Annotated in this window: 10 protein-coding genes and 1 tRNA gene; 4 read left to right on the forward strand and 7 right to left on the reverse strand. The window is 70.5% G+C overall.

Going from position 1 to position 16,251, the window contains the following annotated elements; genetic code table 11:
- Positions 1-73: 73 nt before the first annotated feature.
- On the forward strand, positions 74-1,039 hold the full coding sequence (locus ACIBFB_RS19810; RefSeq protein WP_397232139.1) for a quinone oxidoreductase family protein: 966 nt from the start codon (positions 74-76) through the stop codon (positions 1,037-1,039).
- Positions 1,040-1,106: 67 nt separating this feature from the next.
- Here ACIBFB_RS19810 and ACIBFB_RS19815 read toward each other — a convergent pair whose 3' ends face one another.
- From ACIBFB_RS19815 to ACIBFB_RS19825, 3 genes are all read right to left on the reverse strand, one after another.
- Positions 1,107-2,195, reverse strand: coding sequence for an SPFH domain-containing protein (locus ACIBFB_RS19815; RefSeq protein WP_397232141.1), 1,089 nt, complete (start codon positions 2,193-2,195; stop codon positions 1,107-1,109).
- A gap of 73 nt (positions 2,196-2,268) precedes the next feature.
- Complete coding sequence (locus ACIBFB_RS19820; RefSeq protein WP_397232143.1) at positions 2,269-2,709, reverse strand: NfeD family protein; 441 nt, start codon at positions 2,707-2,709, stop codon at positions 2,269-2,271.
- 189 nt (positions 2,710-2,898) lie between these two features.
- Complete coding sequence (locus ACIBFB_RS19825; RefSeq protein WP_397232145.1) at positions 2,899-5,799, reverse strand: penicillin acylase family protein; 2,901 nt, start codon at positions 5,797-5,799, stop codon at positions 2,899-2,901.
- Positions 5,800-6,109: 310 nt separating this feature from the next.
- On the opposite strand from ACIBFB_RS19825, the gene ACIBFB_RS19830 reads away from it, so the two are divergent.
- Positions 6,110-6,625, forward strand: a complete 516-nt coding sequence (locus ACIBFB_RS19830; RefSeq protein WP_397232147.1) for a hypothetical protein — start codon at positions 6,110-6,112, stop codon at positions 6,623-6,625.
- Between the two features lie 15 nt (positions 6,626-6,640).
- Here ACIBFB_RS19830 and ACIBFB_RS19835 read toward each other — a convergent pair whose 3' ends face one another.
- Together ACIBFB_RS19835 and ACIBFB_RS19840 are read right to left on the reverse strand one after the other, a co-directional pair.
- The gene (locus tag ACIBFB_RS19835; RefSeq protein ID WP_397232149.1) at positions 6,641-8,131 is read right to left on the reverse strand and encodes a cobyric acid synthase; all 1,491 of its coding nucleotides are present in this window, start codon (positions 8,129-8,131) and stop codon (positions 6,641-6,643) included.
- Positions 8,128-9,015, reverse strand: a complete 888-nt coding sequence (locus ACIBFB_RS19840) for a cobalamin biosynthesis protein (RefSeq protein ID WP_397232151.1) — start codon at positions 9,013-9,015, stop codon at positions 8,128-8,130. Before ACIBFB_RS19840 ends, ACIBFB_RS19835 begins: the two co-directional genes overlap by 4 nt.
- 547 nt (positions 9,016-9,562) lie before the next feature.
- Here ACIBFB_RS19840 and ACIBFB_RS19845 point away from each other — a divergent pair.
- Positions 9,563-9,638, forward strand: a tRNA-Arg gene (locus ACIBFB_RS19845).
- A gap of 712 nt (positions 9,639-10,350) precedes the next feature.
- A complete protein-coding gene (locus tag ACIBFB_RS19850; protein WP_397232153.1) occupies positions 10,351-13,671 on the forward strand; it encodes a tetratricopeptide repeat protein in 3,321 nt (1,106 codons plus the stop codon).
- 135 nt (positions 13,672-13,806) lie between these two features.
- Here ACIBFB_RS19850 and ACIBFB_RS19855 read toward each other — a convergent pair whose 3' ends face one another.
- Positions 13,807-15,294 carry a tyrosine-type recombinase/integrase gene (locus ACIBFB_RS19855; protein WP_397232155.1) on the reverse strand — a complete coding sequence of 496 codons (1,488 nt, stop codon included), beginning with the start codon at positions 15,292-15,294 and terminating at the stop codon, positions 13,807-13,809.
- Positions 15,295-15,564, reverse strand: coding sequence for a helix-turn-helix domain-containing protein (locus tag ACIBFB_RS19860; protein ID WP_397232157.1), 270 nt, complete (start codon positions 15,562-15,564; stop codon positions 15,295-15,297).
- Between the last annotated feature and the right edge of the window lie 687 nt (positions 15,565-16,251).

The raw sequence follows: 16,251 nt of genomic DNA on the forward strand, positions 1-16,251 counted from the left end.
GCCGTGGAATAGGCGGGAATCCGGCGCGGCTGACATGATGCGGGAAGTTCGGAGCCAGCGAAGGAGTGGACCAGTGCGCGCCATCGTCATCGAGGAACACGGCGGCCCGGAAGTACTGCGGTTGACCGAGACGGACGACCCCCGGCCGGGGCCCGGCGAGGTCCTGGTCGACGTGACCGCCCGCGGCGTCAACTTCATCGACGTCTACCAGCGCGAGGGCCAGTACGACGTCCCCCTCCCCTACATCCCGGGCATGGAGGCCGCCGGTGTGGTCGCGGCGCTGGGCGAGGGCGTGGACGGCCTCGCCGCCGGCCAGCGCGTCGCGTGGGCGATGGCCCCCGGCGGATACGCCGACCGGGCGGTCGTCAAGGCCTCCCTCGTGGTCCCCGTGCCGGACGCGGTCACCGACGAGCAGGCGGCGGCGCTGCTCCTCCAGGGGTTCACGGCCCACTACCTCACCCGGACGGTGTACGCCGTCGACAAGGGCGACACAGTCCTGGTGCACGCGGCCGCGGGCGGCACCGGTCTGCTCCTCACCCAGATGGCCAAGGAGCGCGGCGCCCGCGTCATCGGCACCGTGTCCACGGAGGAGAAGGAGCGGCTCGCCCGGCAGGCGGGCGCGGACGAGATCATCCGCTACACCCGGACCCCCGTGGCCGAGGCCGTTCGCGACCTCACCGGCGGCGCCGGCGTCGCGGCGGTCTACGACGGGGTCGGCAGGGACACGTTCGAGGCCAGCCTCGCCTCGCTGCGCCCGCGCGGCGTGCTGGCGCTGTTCGGCCAGTCCAGCGGGATGGTGCCGCCCGTCGATCCGCTGCGGCTGACCCAGGCCGGGTCCGTGTACCTCGTCCGACCGTCCCTGGCCCACTTCGTGGCCGAGCGCGAGGAGCTGCTCGGGCGGGCGCGCGACCTGTTCGGGCTGCTCGCCGACGGTCGGCTCGACGTGCGGATCGGCGGCCGGTACCCGCTGGCCGAGGCGGGACGGGCACACCGCGACCTCACCGGCCGCGCGACAACGGGCAAGCTCCTCCTGACCTGACCGCGCGCCGCGCACGTCGGCCCCGCGCCCCCCGATGGTCGCGGGCACGGGGCCGGCGTCGGGCCGCTCAGGCCTCCTCGCGCGGTCCCGGCATCGTGCCGCCCATGGACGCGCCGGCGCGGCGCACGTCGTCCCGTGCGTCCGCGACCGCGCGCTCGGCCGCCTCGGCGGCGTCCACCGCGGCCTGCTCCGACGACGACCGGTCGCGCTCCTCGCCCGCGGTGATCCGCGCCGGCCCGGCGCCGACCTCCTCGGACCCCTTCTCCGTGGAGGGCACGGTCCTGGCGGCCTCCCCCGCGAAGGCGTGGGTGACGTTCTTGATCGCCTCGGTCAGCTCGCCGGGGATGACCCAGAACGTGTTGCCCTCGCCCTGCGCCAGGTGCGGGAGGGTCTCCAGGTACTTGTAGGCGAGCAGCTTGGCGTCGGCGTCGTTGGCGTGCACGGCCTGGAACACCCGCTCCACGGCCTTGGCCTCGCCGTCGGCGCGCAGGATGGCCGCCTGCTGGTCGCCCTGGGCCTCCAGGATGGCCTGCTGGCGGGCGCCCTCGGCCTTGAGGATCCGGGCCTGGCGCTCTCCCTCGGCGTGCAGGATGGCCGCGCGCTTGTCGCGGTCGGCCCGCATCTGCTTCTCCATCGCCTCCTTGATGGTGGGCGGCGGGTCGATCGCCTTGATCTCGACGCGGTTGACGCGGATGCCCCACTTGCCGGTGGTGTCGTCCAGGACCCCGCGCAGGCGTGTGTTGATCTCCTCCCGGGACGTGAGCGTCCGTTCGAGGTCCATGGAGCCGATGACGTTGCGCAGGGTGGTGACGGTGAGCTGGTCGATGGCCTGGAGGAAGTTGGCGACCTCGTAGGCCGCGGCCTTGGGCTGGGTGATCTGGTAGTAGAGGACGGTGTCGATGTTGACGACGAGGTTGTCCTCGGTGATCACCGGTTGGGGCCGGGAGCTGAAGACGTGCTCGCGGAGGTCGAACTTGGTGTTGACCCGGTCGACGCCCGGGATGATGAAGTTCAGACCGGGGTTGAGGGTCTTGATGTAGCGGCCGAAACGCTCGATGTTGTAGGCCCTCGCCTGCGGGACGATGCGGATCGCCGACAGGGCGATGGCCACGAGGATGACCGCGAGGATGACGAAGGGAATAGTCGGGTCGAACATGTCCGCACCTGACCTTGGGGTCGTGGCTGTGGATCGGGACTTCCCGGGACGCCGGAGCCCGTCGCCTCGGGGCTCAGGGCAGGGCCTCCCGGGGATAGACCACGGCGGTGGCGCCGTCGATCTCCATGACGTCGACGTGCGCGCCGACCGGGATCACCAGGTCCTCGTCGATGCACCGTGCCGACCACTCCTCTCCGGAGAGTTTGATCAGCCCGCGGTCGCCGTCGACCTCCTGGAGGACGACGCCGGAGCGGCCCACCAGGGCGGCGGCGCCCGAGCGCGCGTCGGGCCCCCGGGTCATCTGCCGTTGCATGATCGGTCGGACCAGGACGAGTCCGGCGGCGGCGGTCGCGGCGAACCCGATGATCTGCACGGCCACGGGCAGGCCGATCGCGCCCAGGAGCGCGGCGACAAGGGCCGCGACGGCGACGAGTCCCAGCACGAAGGTCAGTGTGAGGGCCTCGGCGACTCCGAGGGCGACAGCGAGGATCATCCAGATCAGCCAGTCAGGCATGTTCTGCGGCCCTCCCGCGACGTATCGGGTAATCCTTAAGCTACCCAGACGGGCTCGGCGAAGCACGTGATTCTCCGGAGTGATACGCGGACGCGGTCCGCGGCGGCACCCGTGTGGGAGCGCCCCGGACCGCGACCGCGCGCGTTCCGTCCGCCTGGTCCGCGGCGCGCCGCGGACCAGGCGGACGGGTCAGCGACCTCCGGAGAACTGGTAGACCATCTGGTACGTGGGCCGGTTCTGCCAGGCGATCGGCCACATGCCGATTCCCCCGACGGCGCTGTGGACCACCGCGTCGGCGCACACCTGGTCCCCCGCCGGGCAGGAGCCGTCACCCGGGTAGACCTCGTCCGCGGGGACGGCGGCGGCCTCGGCGAGCGTGTCGAGCAGGACCGTGCGGCAGGCGTCGAGGTCCCCGCCTCCGCAGTAGGCGTCGCCCAGGGCCCCCTCCACGTCGTGGCCGAGCACGGCGCGCAGGTCCTTGTCGACGTAGGACCACCAGCCGTACTGGAAGGCCGAACCGACGTGGCCGCCGCTGGAGGGCGACTCGTCGACGCGGGCGGCACGGGTCAGCTCGGTGTAGAGGCCCTCGCCGAGCCCGGGTTCGAACTGGCCCCGGACCAGGCGCGGCCACCAGGCGTCGAGCACGCGGACGGCGTCGGCGTGCGCGTAGTGTCCGGCGTCGCGTTCGGGTTCGCGCCGCAACGAGCCGGACTCGTTCCAGGCGCGCAGGTCCTCCACGACGGCGGCCAGCTCGGGATCCTCGACCTCGGCGGAGTCGATGGCCTCCAGCAGCAGCGGGAGGACCTCCTGGGCGCGCAGGTCGGCGGTCCCGGCCTCCATCATCACCCGGGTGAGCGACGCGGGGGTGAACCGGTGGCCGCTCTCGACGAGCGCCGAGACGCGGCCGTCGAGCAGGTCGCCGCGGTGCACCGACCCGGTGGACCAGCCGGAGGTGTACCCCTGGGCGGGCTTGTTGTTCCAGTTGACGATGTAGTCGGGGTTGACCGCCTGCGGGTGGTCGGCCAGCGGGTGGTAGTCGGCCGCGTTGGTCGCGGGGTCCCAGCCCGACCAGCCCGCGGCCGAGGAGGCGTCGATCGGCAGGTTGGGGTTCGTGCCGCCGAGCCGGACCGGGTTGGCTCCGGAGTTGACGAAGGCGATGTCCTCGTCGTCGACGTAGTGCCAGTTGAACGCGTAGCCGACGTCGTAGGCGGCAGCGGTGAAGGTCTGCGCCGAAGTCACCGCGTCCGGGTCGTTGAACCGCTGGAAGCCGATGATCGAGTCGACCTCCCGCATGTAGGTGGAGCGCCGCGAGGTGAAGGCGACCGGGTCGCCGTCCACCGTGGCGAACGACTCCACGAGACCGTACTCGGAGCGCAGGGAGGTGAGGGTGTAGCCGCCCGCCGGGGTCTGGTCGGCGACGGTCGGCTCCCAGTCGTTGGAGACGCTGAGCTCCTCGAAGGGCACGCACGTGCCCGAGGTGTCGACGTAGTGCCGCGAGTCCGTCGTGGGGGCGGAGCCGTCGGTCTCGCACAGCGCGGCGGCGAACGTGTCGGTGAGGTCCTGGCCCGCGGAGGTGGCGCTCCAGGCGTAGTCGACGCCGCGGCCCATCTGGACGTAGAAGCTCACGCCCGCGAAGGAGGCGCCGCGGGCGCTGATCCCCGGGCCCTGGAGCTCCTGGAGCATGAGCAGCTGCGGGGAGAAGTAGCCGGTCTGGGGGCCCATGACGGCGACGGGGTTGCCGCTCTCGGTGTGCTCTCCCGAGACCAGCAGGGCGTTGGACATGCCGCGCGGGTCGAGGAACCCGTCGGGCAGGACGCCGTCGTTGAAGACGCCTTCCAGGGAGTCCACGTCGCCGTCCTGGGCCATCTCCTCGACCCGCTCCAGCTGGGCGTCCGGCAGGTCGTCCAGGGTCGGCGGGTCGGCGGCGTCCTCGGGTTCGGCCTCCTCGGTCCGGGCGGCCGCCTCGGCGGCGAGCGGCTCGACGCTCTCGCCGGAGACCGCGGATCCGTACTCGTCGTGGACGATGTCGTAGGGCTCGACCGAGCCGGGGTCGGGCAGGACCTCGCCGACGGGGTCGTCGGGCGTGCCGGTGTAGGGGAACTCGCCGTCGACGCTGACCACGGCCTCGGGGTCGTTCTCCATCCGCCAGTCGGCGTAGAGTTCGGCGCCGCGCTCGGCGCCGTAGCGGTCCTGGAAGTTCGCGAGGACGATCGCGGAGCGGACCTCGCCGCCGCCACCGCCGCCGAAGATGCCGCCGACCATGGCCGCGATGCCGACCACGTCGGTGGGTGTGAAGGGTTCGATCTCCCCGCGGTTGGTGACGGCGTTCTTGTGCCCGGTCAGGACGTACTCGCCGGGGAAGTAGCGGCCCCGGTCGGACTGGCGGATGTAGGTGTTGACACCGTCGAGGTAGGCGTCGACGTCCTCCAACGCCTGCCGACCGCGTTCACCGCTGGCGGCGACCCGGTCGATCTGGTCCTGCTTGTCCTCCTCCGTGTAGGGGGCGGTGCTCCACAGGTCCTGTTCGAGGGCGCGGTTGCCCGGAGCCCCTCCGGCGAAGGAGGTGAGCTCGCCGCGGCCGACCCGGCGTAGGACGTCCATGAGGAAGAGGCGGTCCTCGGCCGCGGCGTACCCGGCTCCGAACATGGTGCCCTCGCGCGTGGTGCCGGTGATGTGCGGGATGCCGTGGCCGGCGTCCCGGACGATGGTGACGTCCTCGCGGGGCTGGTACTCGCGGCCGACGTCGTCGGGGTCGACCCCGAACGTGGCGTCGAGGAAGAAGTCGTCCAGGCCCTCCTCGGTGAGGCCGTCGTAGTGGTGGACGAGGTCGTCGTACATGTCCAGCTGGCTGGACGAGTGCCGGGGGCGGGTGCCGAAGAGCTGGTGGCCGAGGATCTCGACGAGCGTCGCGTTGCCGTTCTGGCCGGGCGGGAGGATGTCGTGGCAGCCCTCGGGGGCGCAGTAGTCCGGAAGGGGTCCGGGGTCGGCCGCGGCCGCGGTCGCGGGGAGGGCGCCCGCGGTCGCCGCCGTGACCACGAGTGCGGCGCCCGCGGCGCCGGTACGCAGTCGCGTGCTGAGTCGGGGGAACACGTGCTGTCACCACCTGGGGGTCGGCGATGGATCAGCGGCATGTTACGCGCAGGTAACCAAATTGCGAAAGACATTCATGTTTTCCTCTTCAGGCCCGCGGAGGCTCCGGAGATTCAGAGGTTTGACGTGACCCACGCCACACGCAGCGCCAACGCGCCGGACACGGACTGACGGACTGCCGTCACGGGGAGTCGCACGTGGCCACATCCGGCCATGTTCCGTCCCGCCCCCGACGTCCGAACAGGACGCGAATCCCCACCTTGATCCGGATTCCGCCTGACGGGCCCGAGGGCTCTGACACAATCGCGGCATGAACCAGTACCCCAACCCCAACCCGGGCGACCCGTGGCAGCAGCCCAGCGGTGAGCACCAAGGGTGGGGGCTCCCCCCTGAACAGCACGGCGGCGGGGCGATGGAGCCCTACAACCCCGGGACGGGCGGCTACCAGGCGCCCGACCCCTACGGCGCCGTCCCCAACGAGACGCCCCTGCTCACCATCGGGGACATCGCGATCACCCAGAACACGGTGATCACCCCCGCCGGGCGCTTCCCGATCAAGGGCACGGTGTGGACGGTCACCGACATGAGCCGCACCGAGACCAGCACCCCGACCTGGGCGGTCATCACCGCGATCCTGATCTTCTGGTGGACCTGCCTGCTCGGCCTGCTCATCCTGCTGGTCAAGGAGCAGAAGACCTCCGGGCACATCCAGGTGACCGTCCAGGGGCACGGCAGCTACCACGCCACCAGCATCCCGGCGGCGCGCGCGAGCATGGGCAGACAGATCAACGACCAGGTGAACTACGCGCGCAGCCTCGCCGCGTGAACCCCGCCTCGCCGGTCATCCCACGGGTCCCGCCGGGGGGATGACCGGCAGGTCGGAGGGCGCGCCCTCGGCCAGGAGCCGCCGGATCCGGTCCGTGTCCAGGTGCCGCCCGACGAGATCGCCGAGCGCGTCCAGACGGGCCTCGCGCACCGCCGCGAAATCGGTGTCCCCGGCCGGAACGTAGCCGCGGCCCGCCGCCCGGGCGACGTCCCCGAGGAAGGCGCGGCGGAAGGCGTCGTTCTCCAGCGCGCCGTGCCAGGTGGTTCCCCACACGGCCCGCTGCCGACAGCCGTCCAGGAACGGCTCACCGCCGTGCACGTCAACCTGCCCGTGGTGGATCTCGTAGGCGGCCACGCGATGGCCGTAGGCGGTTCCGACCGGGCGCCCCAGGGTCTTGTCCCGGGCGAAGACCACGGTCGTGGGGAGCAGCCCCAGCCCGGCGACGCGGCCCGACCCCGACTCCACGGGGTCCTCGATCCACCGGGACAGCATCTGGTAGCCGCCGCACACGCCCAGGATCGGGCGGCCCCGGGCGGCCCGCTCCGCGAGCACCGGAGCGAGGGCGCGCTCGCGCAGCCATGCCAGGTCGGCGACGGTCGCCCGGCTGCCCGGCAAAACCACGAGGTCGGCGTCGGCCAGCTGGTGCGGCGCGGTCACGAAGCGGACGTCGACACCGGGCTCCACGGTGAGGGCGTCGATGTCGGTGAAGTTGCTGATCCGGGGGTAGCGGACCACCGCGACGCGCAGGACCTCGCCCAGGGGCGGCCGCATCGGCCCGCGGGCGGTGTCCAGCGCCAGGGAGTCCTCGGCGTCCAGCCACAGCCCTTCCCGCCACGGAAGCACCCCGAGCACCGGGCGCCCCGTCAGGGTGCGGAGCATCTCCAGGCCGGGCTCCAGCAGTTCGCGGGAGCCGCGGAACTTGTTCACCACGAACCCGGCGACCAGCGCCTGGTCCCGTGCGTCCAGCAGCGCCAGGGTGCCGAACATCGACGCGAAGACGCCGCCGCGGTCGATGTCGCCGACGACCACCACGGGCAGGCCGGCGGCGCGGGCCAGGCCCATGTTCGCGATGTCGCCCGCGCGCAGGTTGATCTCGGCCGGGCTGCCGGCCCCCTCGCAGACGACCGCGTCGAACCGGGCGCGCAACCGCGCCAGCGCCTTCAGCGAGGACTCGCGCATGCGTTCGCGCTGGGCCCCGTCACCGAGCGCGCCGACGTCGCCGACCGCGCGGCCGTCGAGGACGACCTGGCTGCGGCCGTCGCCCCCGGGCTTGAGCAGTACCGGGTTCATGTCGGCGGTCGGTTCGATACCGCACGCCGCCGCCTGCACGGCCTGGGCGCGGCCGATCTCCGCGCCCCCGGGCGTGACCACCGAGTTGAGCGACATGTTCTGGGCCTTGAAGGGCGCCACCCTGACGCCCTGCCTGGCCAGCCAGCGGCACAGTCCGGCCGTGACCACACTCTTGCCCGCGTCCGAGGCGGTCCCGGCGACCAGCAGTGCGTTCACCGTGCCACCCCGGCCGCGACGACGAGGGCCAGGACGTTGACCGCCCTGGCCAGGCGCACCGCACGCCGGATGTCGGCGACCCCGACCGGCGGCCCGTCGCCCAACACCGGCCTGGACTCCTCCCTGCCCGCGTACACGTTGACGCCGCCCAGGGACCGCCCGAGCGCGCCCGCGAACGCGGCCTCGCACTGACCGGCGTTCGGGCTGGGATGGGCGTGCCCGTCGCGGCGCCACGTCCGCCACGCGCGCTCGACGTCGCCGCCCACCACGGGGGCCGCGAGAACGGTCAACAGGGCGGTGAGCCTGGCGGGCCCCCACCCGGCGAGGTCGTCCAGACGCGCCGAGGCCGTGCCGAACCGCGCGTACCGGGCGTCCCGGTGGCCGACCATGGCGTCCAGGGTGTTCACCGCACGGAACCCGGCCAGCCCGGGGACCCCGGCGAGCGCGCCCCAGACGAGGGGGCCCACGACCGCGTCGGAGGTGTTCTCGGCGACGGACTCCACGACCGCGCGCGCGATCTGGCCCTCGTCCAGTCCCGCGGGATCGCGACCGCACAGTCCCGTGAGAAGTCCGCGTGCCCGCTCGAGGTCACCGGCCTCGAGCGCGTCCGCGACCCTCCCGGCCTCGCGCCCCAGCATGGCGCCGCCGAGCGTGGCCCACGCGGTGACGGCGGTCGGCACGACCCCGCGCACCAGCGAACCGGCCACCACGACCGGAGCCACGGCGCCCGCCGCGAAGAGCGCCCCGGCCAACCTGGAGTCCCGGTAGACGAGGCGTTCCCATTCCTGGGCGACACGACCGAAGAGGGCCACGGGGTGTCCACGACGAGGGTCCGGCACCACCGCATCGAGCAGGAATCCGGCCACGAGTCCTAGAGATCGCACCCGCCCACGGTATCCGTGTCAACAGCGACCCCGGGCAATCCCAAACCACAGCAAACCAACGTTTGCCACGCAATGTATTCGCCCATACACCTAGAGCGTCCTACAGTCGACCGTGAAGGGATAGCCCGATGCTGGTCACGCTGGCGTCCATGATGCTCCTCGCGGGTCAGTGGTGGATGTTCTGACCCGTCGGGCCGCCCTCCGAGGGGCGGCCCCGTCGGACTTCGCGAAACGCCAGCGGCACAGCACCGCATCGGGGGTTAATCACCGGTAACGTGGTGCACGAGGCCCATAGCACCCGGTTTGGTGGAGCACGAGTGGTAACGAGACGCATCTACGAATGACCGTAGTTGGTCAGACTTTGCCCGGCTGTGGGCGACATCAGACGAATACCCTAGAATGTCTGCCCGGGACGCCACAGGCACCACGACACGGGCCTTCCGGCCACAGGTCGCCGCCCCGACCCCGTCGTGGGGAGCAGCACCCCGTCCGCGCCAAGGGTAACGACGCGGCAACGCGCTGCCACCCAGAGCGACAATTGAAACAGGCACCCGTAGCTCAGTGGATAGAGCACCGGACTTCTAATCCGATGGCCGCAGGTTCGAATCCTGCCGGGTGCGCCACAAAACCCCAGGTCAAACGGGGTGCACGAGTCGAACAGACGAGGTGCGGGGCCCGTCTGGGGGCGGATTTTGCTCCTCGTGTGCTCCCCAGTGCAAGGTCCCGTACAGGCGGGCCCCCACCTCGCGGAGCATTTTGCCATCCCGTGACCCTGTGGGGCCCGTCCAGGGCGCGCCGTGTCCGCCCACCCGCGCCCCGCAGCCGCCACGCCATGCGCGATCCGGGGCCTTGTGCGCCGTGATGGCCACACCGGCCGCATACGGCCGTTTCCCACCGAACCCCTTACCCCACAGCGCTTTTCCCACCACAATCAGATGGCATGAACAAGGCAAGGTGGATCTGGGCGGGGCTGACCGTCATCGCCGTGCTGACCGCGTTAGCGGCTGGACTCTGGTTCGGCGGCGGACCCACCACCCGCAACGGGTGGGAAGCCGCCTCTTGGGCCGCAGGAATCACCGCAGCTCTGGGGCTACCCGTGAATGTCGTGGTCTGGACCGTAACGAGAGTCTCAAGCACTGCTACCCGGCCCATGCCGCCCCCGCCACCCCACCGCACCGGGGCATCGCAGGTACCCGATGACAACGACGCGCGCCCGGAAACGACCACCTATGGGGGAGACCACTTCGACTTCCGAGGAGCCCAAGCCGAGACGATCATCGGCCAGCAGAACAACGCTGCCTCCCCTGAACCTGGTCACGGACAAGGGCGTCAGTCATGAGCGGCCACCAGGGCATGAACCACTTCGATTTCCGGAAGGCGCGGGCCGGGACGATCATCGGCCAGCAGATCAACCACCACCACGCGAAGCATGAGGTCCACTGGCCGGTCCATGTTGGGGCCATCCCCGAAGAAGCCGCCCACTACCAGCGCCGAACCGTCGCCAGCCACCTCGATGAGGCCCTGAGCAGCTTCGGCATCGTGGTCCCACTCCAGGTCCTGTCCGGAACAGGCGGGGTCGGCAAGACCCAGCTCGCCGCCAACTACGCCCGTAACCTGCGCAAGACCACCGGCCCCGAACACCGTATCGATCTCCTGATCTGGGCAGATGCGTCCACCCGCGACCAGATCACCTATGCCTATGCCCAGGCCGCCCACCACCTTTTAGCCATCGTGCCCGAAGACCCCGAGGACGCCGCACATCTGTTTCTGGCCTGGCTCCAGGACTCCACCAAACACCGGGGTCGGCGCTGGCTCATCGTCTGGGATGATTTGGCTGACCCTGCCAATGTGGACGACCTGTGGCCTCCGCACGACCAACCCCGCGGTCGGATGCTGGTCACCACACGGCGCCGTGACCACACGCTCACTGTCCAAGGCCGCCACCTGCTCGACGTGGACGTCTTCACGGAAGAGGAAGCCCGTGTCTTCCTCGTCCAGGCACTCGATGCGGCCGGTATCGACGACACTCGCGAGGAGCTTGATATCCTCGCCCGCGACCTGGGCTACCTCCCCCTCGCTCTGGGACAGGCCGTCCCCTACATGGCCGAGCTCGGCTTGGGCTGCAGGGGCTACCTCCAGGTGTTCCACGATCGCATGAGCGCCCTGCGCGAGGTGTTCCCCGACTGGACGCGTCCCACGCCGCTCACCGCCACCTGGGACCTATCCCTGGCCCAGGCGGACACTTTCCACCCCCGAGGCACCGCTCGCCCCCTGATGGGGATCATCGCGCTCCTGGACGGCACCGCGATCCCGGAACAGGTGCTCACCGCCCCACCCGTCCTCGAGTACTTAGCCGCCCACCGCACTTGCGGACAGGCGACTCTGGCCGCACCGGACGGCCTTTCTCCGCGTGCGCAGCGAGGGCCAGGATTCCTCGCACGGCTCAGGGGCGCGCTGGGCCTGTCCCCCGCCGCCTCCGACACCAAGCTCGGACCCCGCGCACTGGCCTCGCACGAAGTCCGTGCTGCCTTGGCCGCTCTAGCCCGATTGAACCTGACCACCCGCACCACCACGCCCCCCGCCGCGCAAGAGGACACGCCCGGACCAGCGGTGGTGGGAGCCCATCAGTTGGTCCAGCGGGCCACCCGGGAACACACCGCCACCCGCCCCACCCAGACCAGTGTGCGCACAGTGGCGGACGCACTCGTCAATGTTTGGCCCGAGATCGAACGCGACACCGCCCTAGCACAGCTGCTACGCGCCAACACCACCGTCCTGTGCTCCCACCCCATTTCGGGGGGACAATGCGTTGAGGACTGGCTGTGGGACCCCGACGGACACGATCTTCTCTTGCGTTCTAGCCTCAGTCTGGGCGAGGCGGGTCGCGTGAGCGAGGCTATCGCGTCCTTCCAGCACCTTACCGAGTCCGCACACAAGCACCTGGGTCCCGACCACCCCGACACTCTGACCTTCCGAGGCGGCCTCGCCCGGTGGCGAGGCGAGGCCGGTGACACGGCAGGTGCCGCCACCGCCTTCGAAACTCTGCTGGACGACCATCTGCGTATCCTGGGCCCCGACCACCCCGACACTCTGACCTTCCGAGGCGGCCTCGCTCGGTGGCGAGGCGAGGCCGGTGACGCGGCAGGTGCCGCCACCGCCTTCGAAACTCTGCTCGCCGAGACCCTGCGTGTACAGGACGCCGATCACCCCGCAATCTTCATGATCCGCCACCACCTCGCCCGGTGGCGAGGTGAGGCGGGGGATGCGGGGGGAGCCGTCACCGCCTACGAAGGCCTGCTCGACGACCAGCTGCGTATCCTGGGCCCCGACCACCCCGACACACTCGCCACCCGCAACAACCTCGCCCGCATACAGGGCCAGGCCGGGAACCCCGTCGGTGCCGCCACCGCCTACGAGAATCTGTATGCCGAGATGCTACGGGTCCTGGGTCCCGACCATCCCGACACCCTCGCCACCCGTAGCAGTGTTGCCCGATGGCGAGGCGAGGCCGGTGACGCGGCAGGTGCCGCCACCGTTCTCGACGGTCTGCTCACCGACCAGGTACGCGTGCTGGGTTCCGACCACCCCCACACCCTCAACACCCGTAGCAGTGTTGCCCGGTGGCGGGGTGAGGCGGGGGATGCGGGGGGAGCCATCGCTGCCTACGAGGGGCTGCTCACCGACATAGTGCGGGTTCTGGGTACCGACCACCCTCTCACCCTCACCACCCGAAGCGGACTCGCTCACATGAAGGGTCAGGCCGGGGATCCTGCAGGAGCCGCCACCGATTACGAGGGGGTGCTCACCGACATGACACGCGTGCTGGGACCACACCACCCCGACACCCTGACCAACCGCAACAACCTCGCCCACATGCGCGGACAGGCCGGGGATCCTGCAGGAGCCGCCACCGATTACGAGGGGCTGCTCACCGACCAGCTGCGTATCCTGGGCGCCGACCACCCCAACACACTCGCCAGCCGGTCCAACCTCGCCCACTGGCGGAGTCAAGACGGGGACGGGAGAGGCGCCGCTGCAGCCTACGAGGGGCTGCTCACCGACATAGTGCGGGTTCTGGGTACCGACCACCCTCTCACCCTCACCACCCGAAGCGGACTCGCTCACATGAAGGGTCAGGCCGGGGATCCTGCAGGAGCCGCCACCGATTACGAGGGGGTGCTCACCGACATGACACGCGTGCTGGGACCACACCACCCCAACATGCTCGCTACCCGCAGCAGTCTCGCCCGCTGGCGCGGTAAGGCCGGGGACGCGCCTGGAGCGGCTACCGCCTACGCGGGACTGCTCACTGAGGTGAGGCGTGTACTTGGCCCCGACCACCCCGACACCCTCACCACCCGGCACAACCTCACTTGGTGGACCTACCAGTCCGGTGACATCGCGAAGGCCATCGAACTCCTATCAGCCCTGGGAAGAGATCAGCAACGGGTCTTGGGCCCCGACCACCCCCACACCCTCAACACCCGAAACAACCTCGCCGCCTGGACCTACCGGTCCGGTGACACCGTCAAAGCCGCCGAAGTGCTGTCAACCCTGGCAGACGAGCAGGAGCGGGTGCTGGGTCCCGACCACCCTGACACACAGGCCAGCAAGGAGGTTCTACGGCTCTGGCGGGACGAGCTCTCCGACAAGTGACCGCCCCCAGCAGACCTTTGATCCGATGGGATGACGACCCCGGGAACGAGGAAACCCCAGGCCAGCACGGGTGAGTATTCTGCGCGGCCCGGGATCGGTGGAGTCTTCTCGCTCCTGGTGTGCTCTCCGGTCCGGCTACGGCATCGGCGTCTTCAGCGGAACCGGCCCACCCCGCAGCAGCGACGCCGTCGCTTCGGCCGCTGCCTTGGCTACGTCCGGGAACACCGTCTGGTATGTGTCCTGGGTGAAATGGGTGGTCGCGTGCCCCAGTTCGGTGGAGACCACCTTCACGTCCGTCCCCGCGGCCAGGGCGAGGGAGGCAGCCCCGTGGCGCAGACCGTGCAGCGTGATCGGCGGCAACCCCGCCGCACGGGAGATCCTCAAGAACCAGTCACTGACCTGCGCCGGGTGCCACCCCGCCCCGTCGGACCGGGTGAACGCCAACCCCGTGTCCTCCCAGTTCTTTCCGGCTTGGAGCTTGGCCTCCAACTGGAAGCGCCGCCAGGCGCGCAGCGCTTTGATGGTGTCTGAGTCCAGGGTGATGGTGCGCTGACCCGCCGCGCTCTTCGGTGTGCTCGTCACCGTCTCCCACGCGAGCTGGACGACCTGGACGCGGATGTCGATCTGCCCGTCCGTCAACCGAATGTTCGACCACGGCAACCCCACAGCTTCCCCGCGCCGCAGGCCCTTGGCGGCGATCAGGTGGAACATCGCATACAGCCACCGGTACTTGCGCGCGTGCGTCAGGAAGGTACGGGTCTGCTCCGGAGTCCACACCATCACCTCCCCCGGCACCGTCCCATCCGCCTCCCAGCGGCGCACCCGGTCGGGGGTCCACACCATCGGCTTGACCCTCGGGCACGACGGCAACCGCACGTGCGAGGCGATGTTCACCCCCACCGGCAGGTCCGGACGGCGCACCGCCTCGGACAGCGCGCTGCGCAAGGTGGCGCGGATCCGGTGCTTGGTCGACAGGGAGATCACCCGCTGCCCCTTGACGGAGGCTTGCACCGTAAGGTCGTCGGACTCACGCCACTCCAGGATCCGCTGGTTGCTCTCCTCGATGACCGCGAACATCGCCTCGGCGTGGCGGGCCTGGAGCTTGTCCAACCGCAACCGGCCCAGATGCGGGATGAGGTACTTGCGGATGTGCCCGGCGTAGGAGGCACGGGTACCCGGAGCCAGGTCGGGTTTGCCGTCCAACCACTCCGTCAACCACGCGGCAACAGAAGGGACTTCGGCCCGTACGTCCACCCCGGTGCCGATGCGCTTACGGACCTCCTCCAGGTCCGGGAGGGGTCGGCGGTTGGCGAGCGCGGTCTGGATCAGGTCCGCGACCTGCACCTCGATGTCCTCATCCCCCGAGGCCAGAGCGAGGAGCGCCTTGACCTGGTCCAGCCCTTCGACGGCCTCGGTGTGGGTGGCCAGCCCGACCCGGCGGGCCTGACGCCTCTTGCCGTCGGTGGTGCGGGGGAGTTCGTACTGGAACGCCCACGCCCCATGGGCCGGGTTCCATCCCCCGCCCTTGCGCTTGAGCTGGGGACACGTCACCCCCAACGCCCTGCCGGTCGTCTCGTCGCGGCACCCGCACCGTTTGAACGTGGATCCTTCACGCGTGGCCATCTACGACCTCACCTTCGTCTCGGTGTTCTCGCGCGACCCGCATCCGGAAAAACGGGCGCCCACCGGCAACCCGAGATAGGCGAGTACCCCCGCGGTGGGGATGATCCATGTTCTTCCGGTCCGGTGGGCGGGGACGGGGAAGGCTCCTTGGCGTAGGAGCGTGTAGGTGGTGGTCCGCCCAATGCCGAGCATCCGCCCGGCCGTCACGGGGTCCAGCACCACGGGCAACGAGGCGACCTCGTCCAGCGTGACCCGAGTCTTCACAGCCACCTCATCCACCTCCTCCCCATCTCTGGCCTGCGCAGATACGGTTCGCGGCCCCGTGTTGGACAGGGCAGGACGCATCCACGCTCGACCTCGCCGAGGTGGTCAAGCGGATTCGGCGCGTTGACCGTCCAATGGGCGAAGAACCTCACCCCAGCACCCGTTTCGCGGGGTTTCACACGATTCCCGCCACCCGCCCATCCGGCGCTGGCACCGGGGACAGCCAGGGTCGGGCCGTCAGACGGCCCGACCGCCCCGATCGGCACGTCCTGGGGCGATGAGCCCGCCCCGGGCGCCAGCGCCGACGTCGGGGCCCTGGTGACCCCACACGCCCCAGGCCGGGACAGCCCCACACGGTGATCCGAACGACCCCGCCCCCAAGGACCGTCCGCTGGCCAGGGCCGTGGTGTCAGGTACAGGTGTTCGGGTCTTGCCATCGGCGGACCTCTTCCTCGCTCGTCCTCGCGCCCTGATGAACTCCTAGGAAGACGTCTTCGCAGCGAATGCGACACCCGCCCCGGGAAGAGGGCACGACCGCCAGAACCCGGCTGGCCTCGCGCAAGGCCAGCCGGGTGTCGATGAGGCGGGTCAGGTGCTGTTGGCGGGTGTGTGGGCGAGCCGAACGCATGGGCAGCCGAGCCGCCGCAGGAGATCGAACACAATACCCTCCCGGGGTGTTCACCGGGTGGGGGT

Source organism: Nocardiopsis sp. NPDC050513 (assembly GCF_044457925.1).
Taxonomy (GTDB): Bacteria; Actinomycetota; Actinomycetes; order Streptosporangiales; family Streptosporangiaceae; genus Nocardiopsis.

Bases quoted from the DNA above. Each gene is read 5' to 3' on its own strand.
- ACIBFB_RS19820 (WP_397232143.1), bottom strand. From the start codon at position 2,709: ATGCCTGACTGGCTGATCTGGATGATCCTCGCTGTCGCCCTCGGAGTC.
- ACIBFB_RS19815 (WP_397232141.1), bottom strand. From the start codon at position 2,195: ATGTTCGACCCGACTATTCCCTTCGTCATCCTCGCGGTCATCCTCGTG.
- ACIBFB_RS19830 (WP_397232147.1), top strand. From the start codon at position 6,110: ATGAACCAGTACCCCAACCCCAACCCGGGCGACCCGTGGCAGCAGCCC.
- ACIBFB_RS19855 (WP_397232155.1), bottom strand. From the start codon at position 15,294: ATGGCCACGCGTGAAGGATCCACGTTCAAACGGTGCGGGTGCCGCGAC.
- ACIBFB_RS19850 (WP_397232153.1), top strand. From the start codon at position 10,351: ATGAGCGGCCACCAGGGCATGAACCACTTCGATTTCCGGAAGGCGCGG.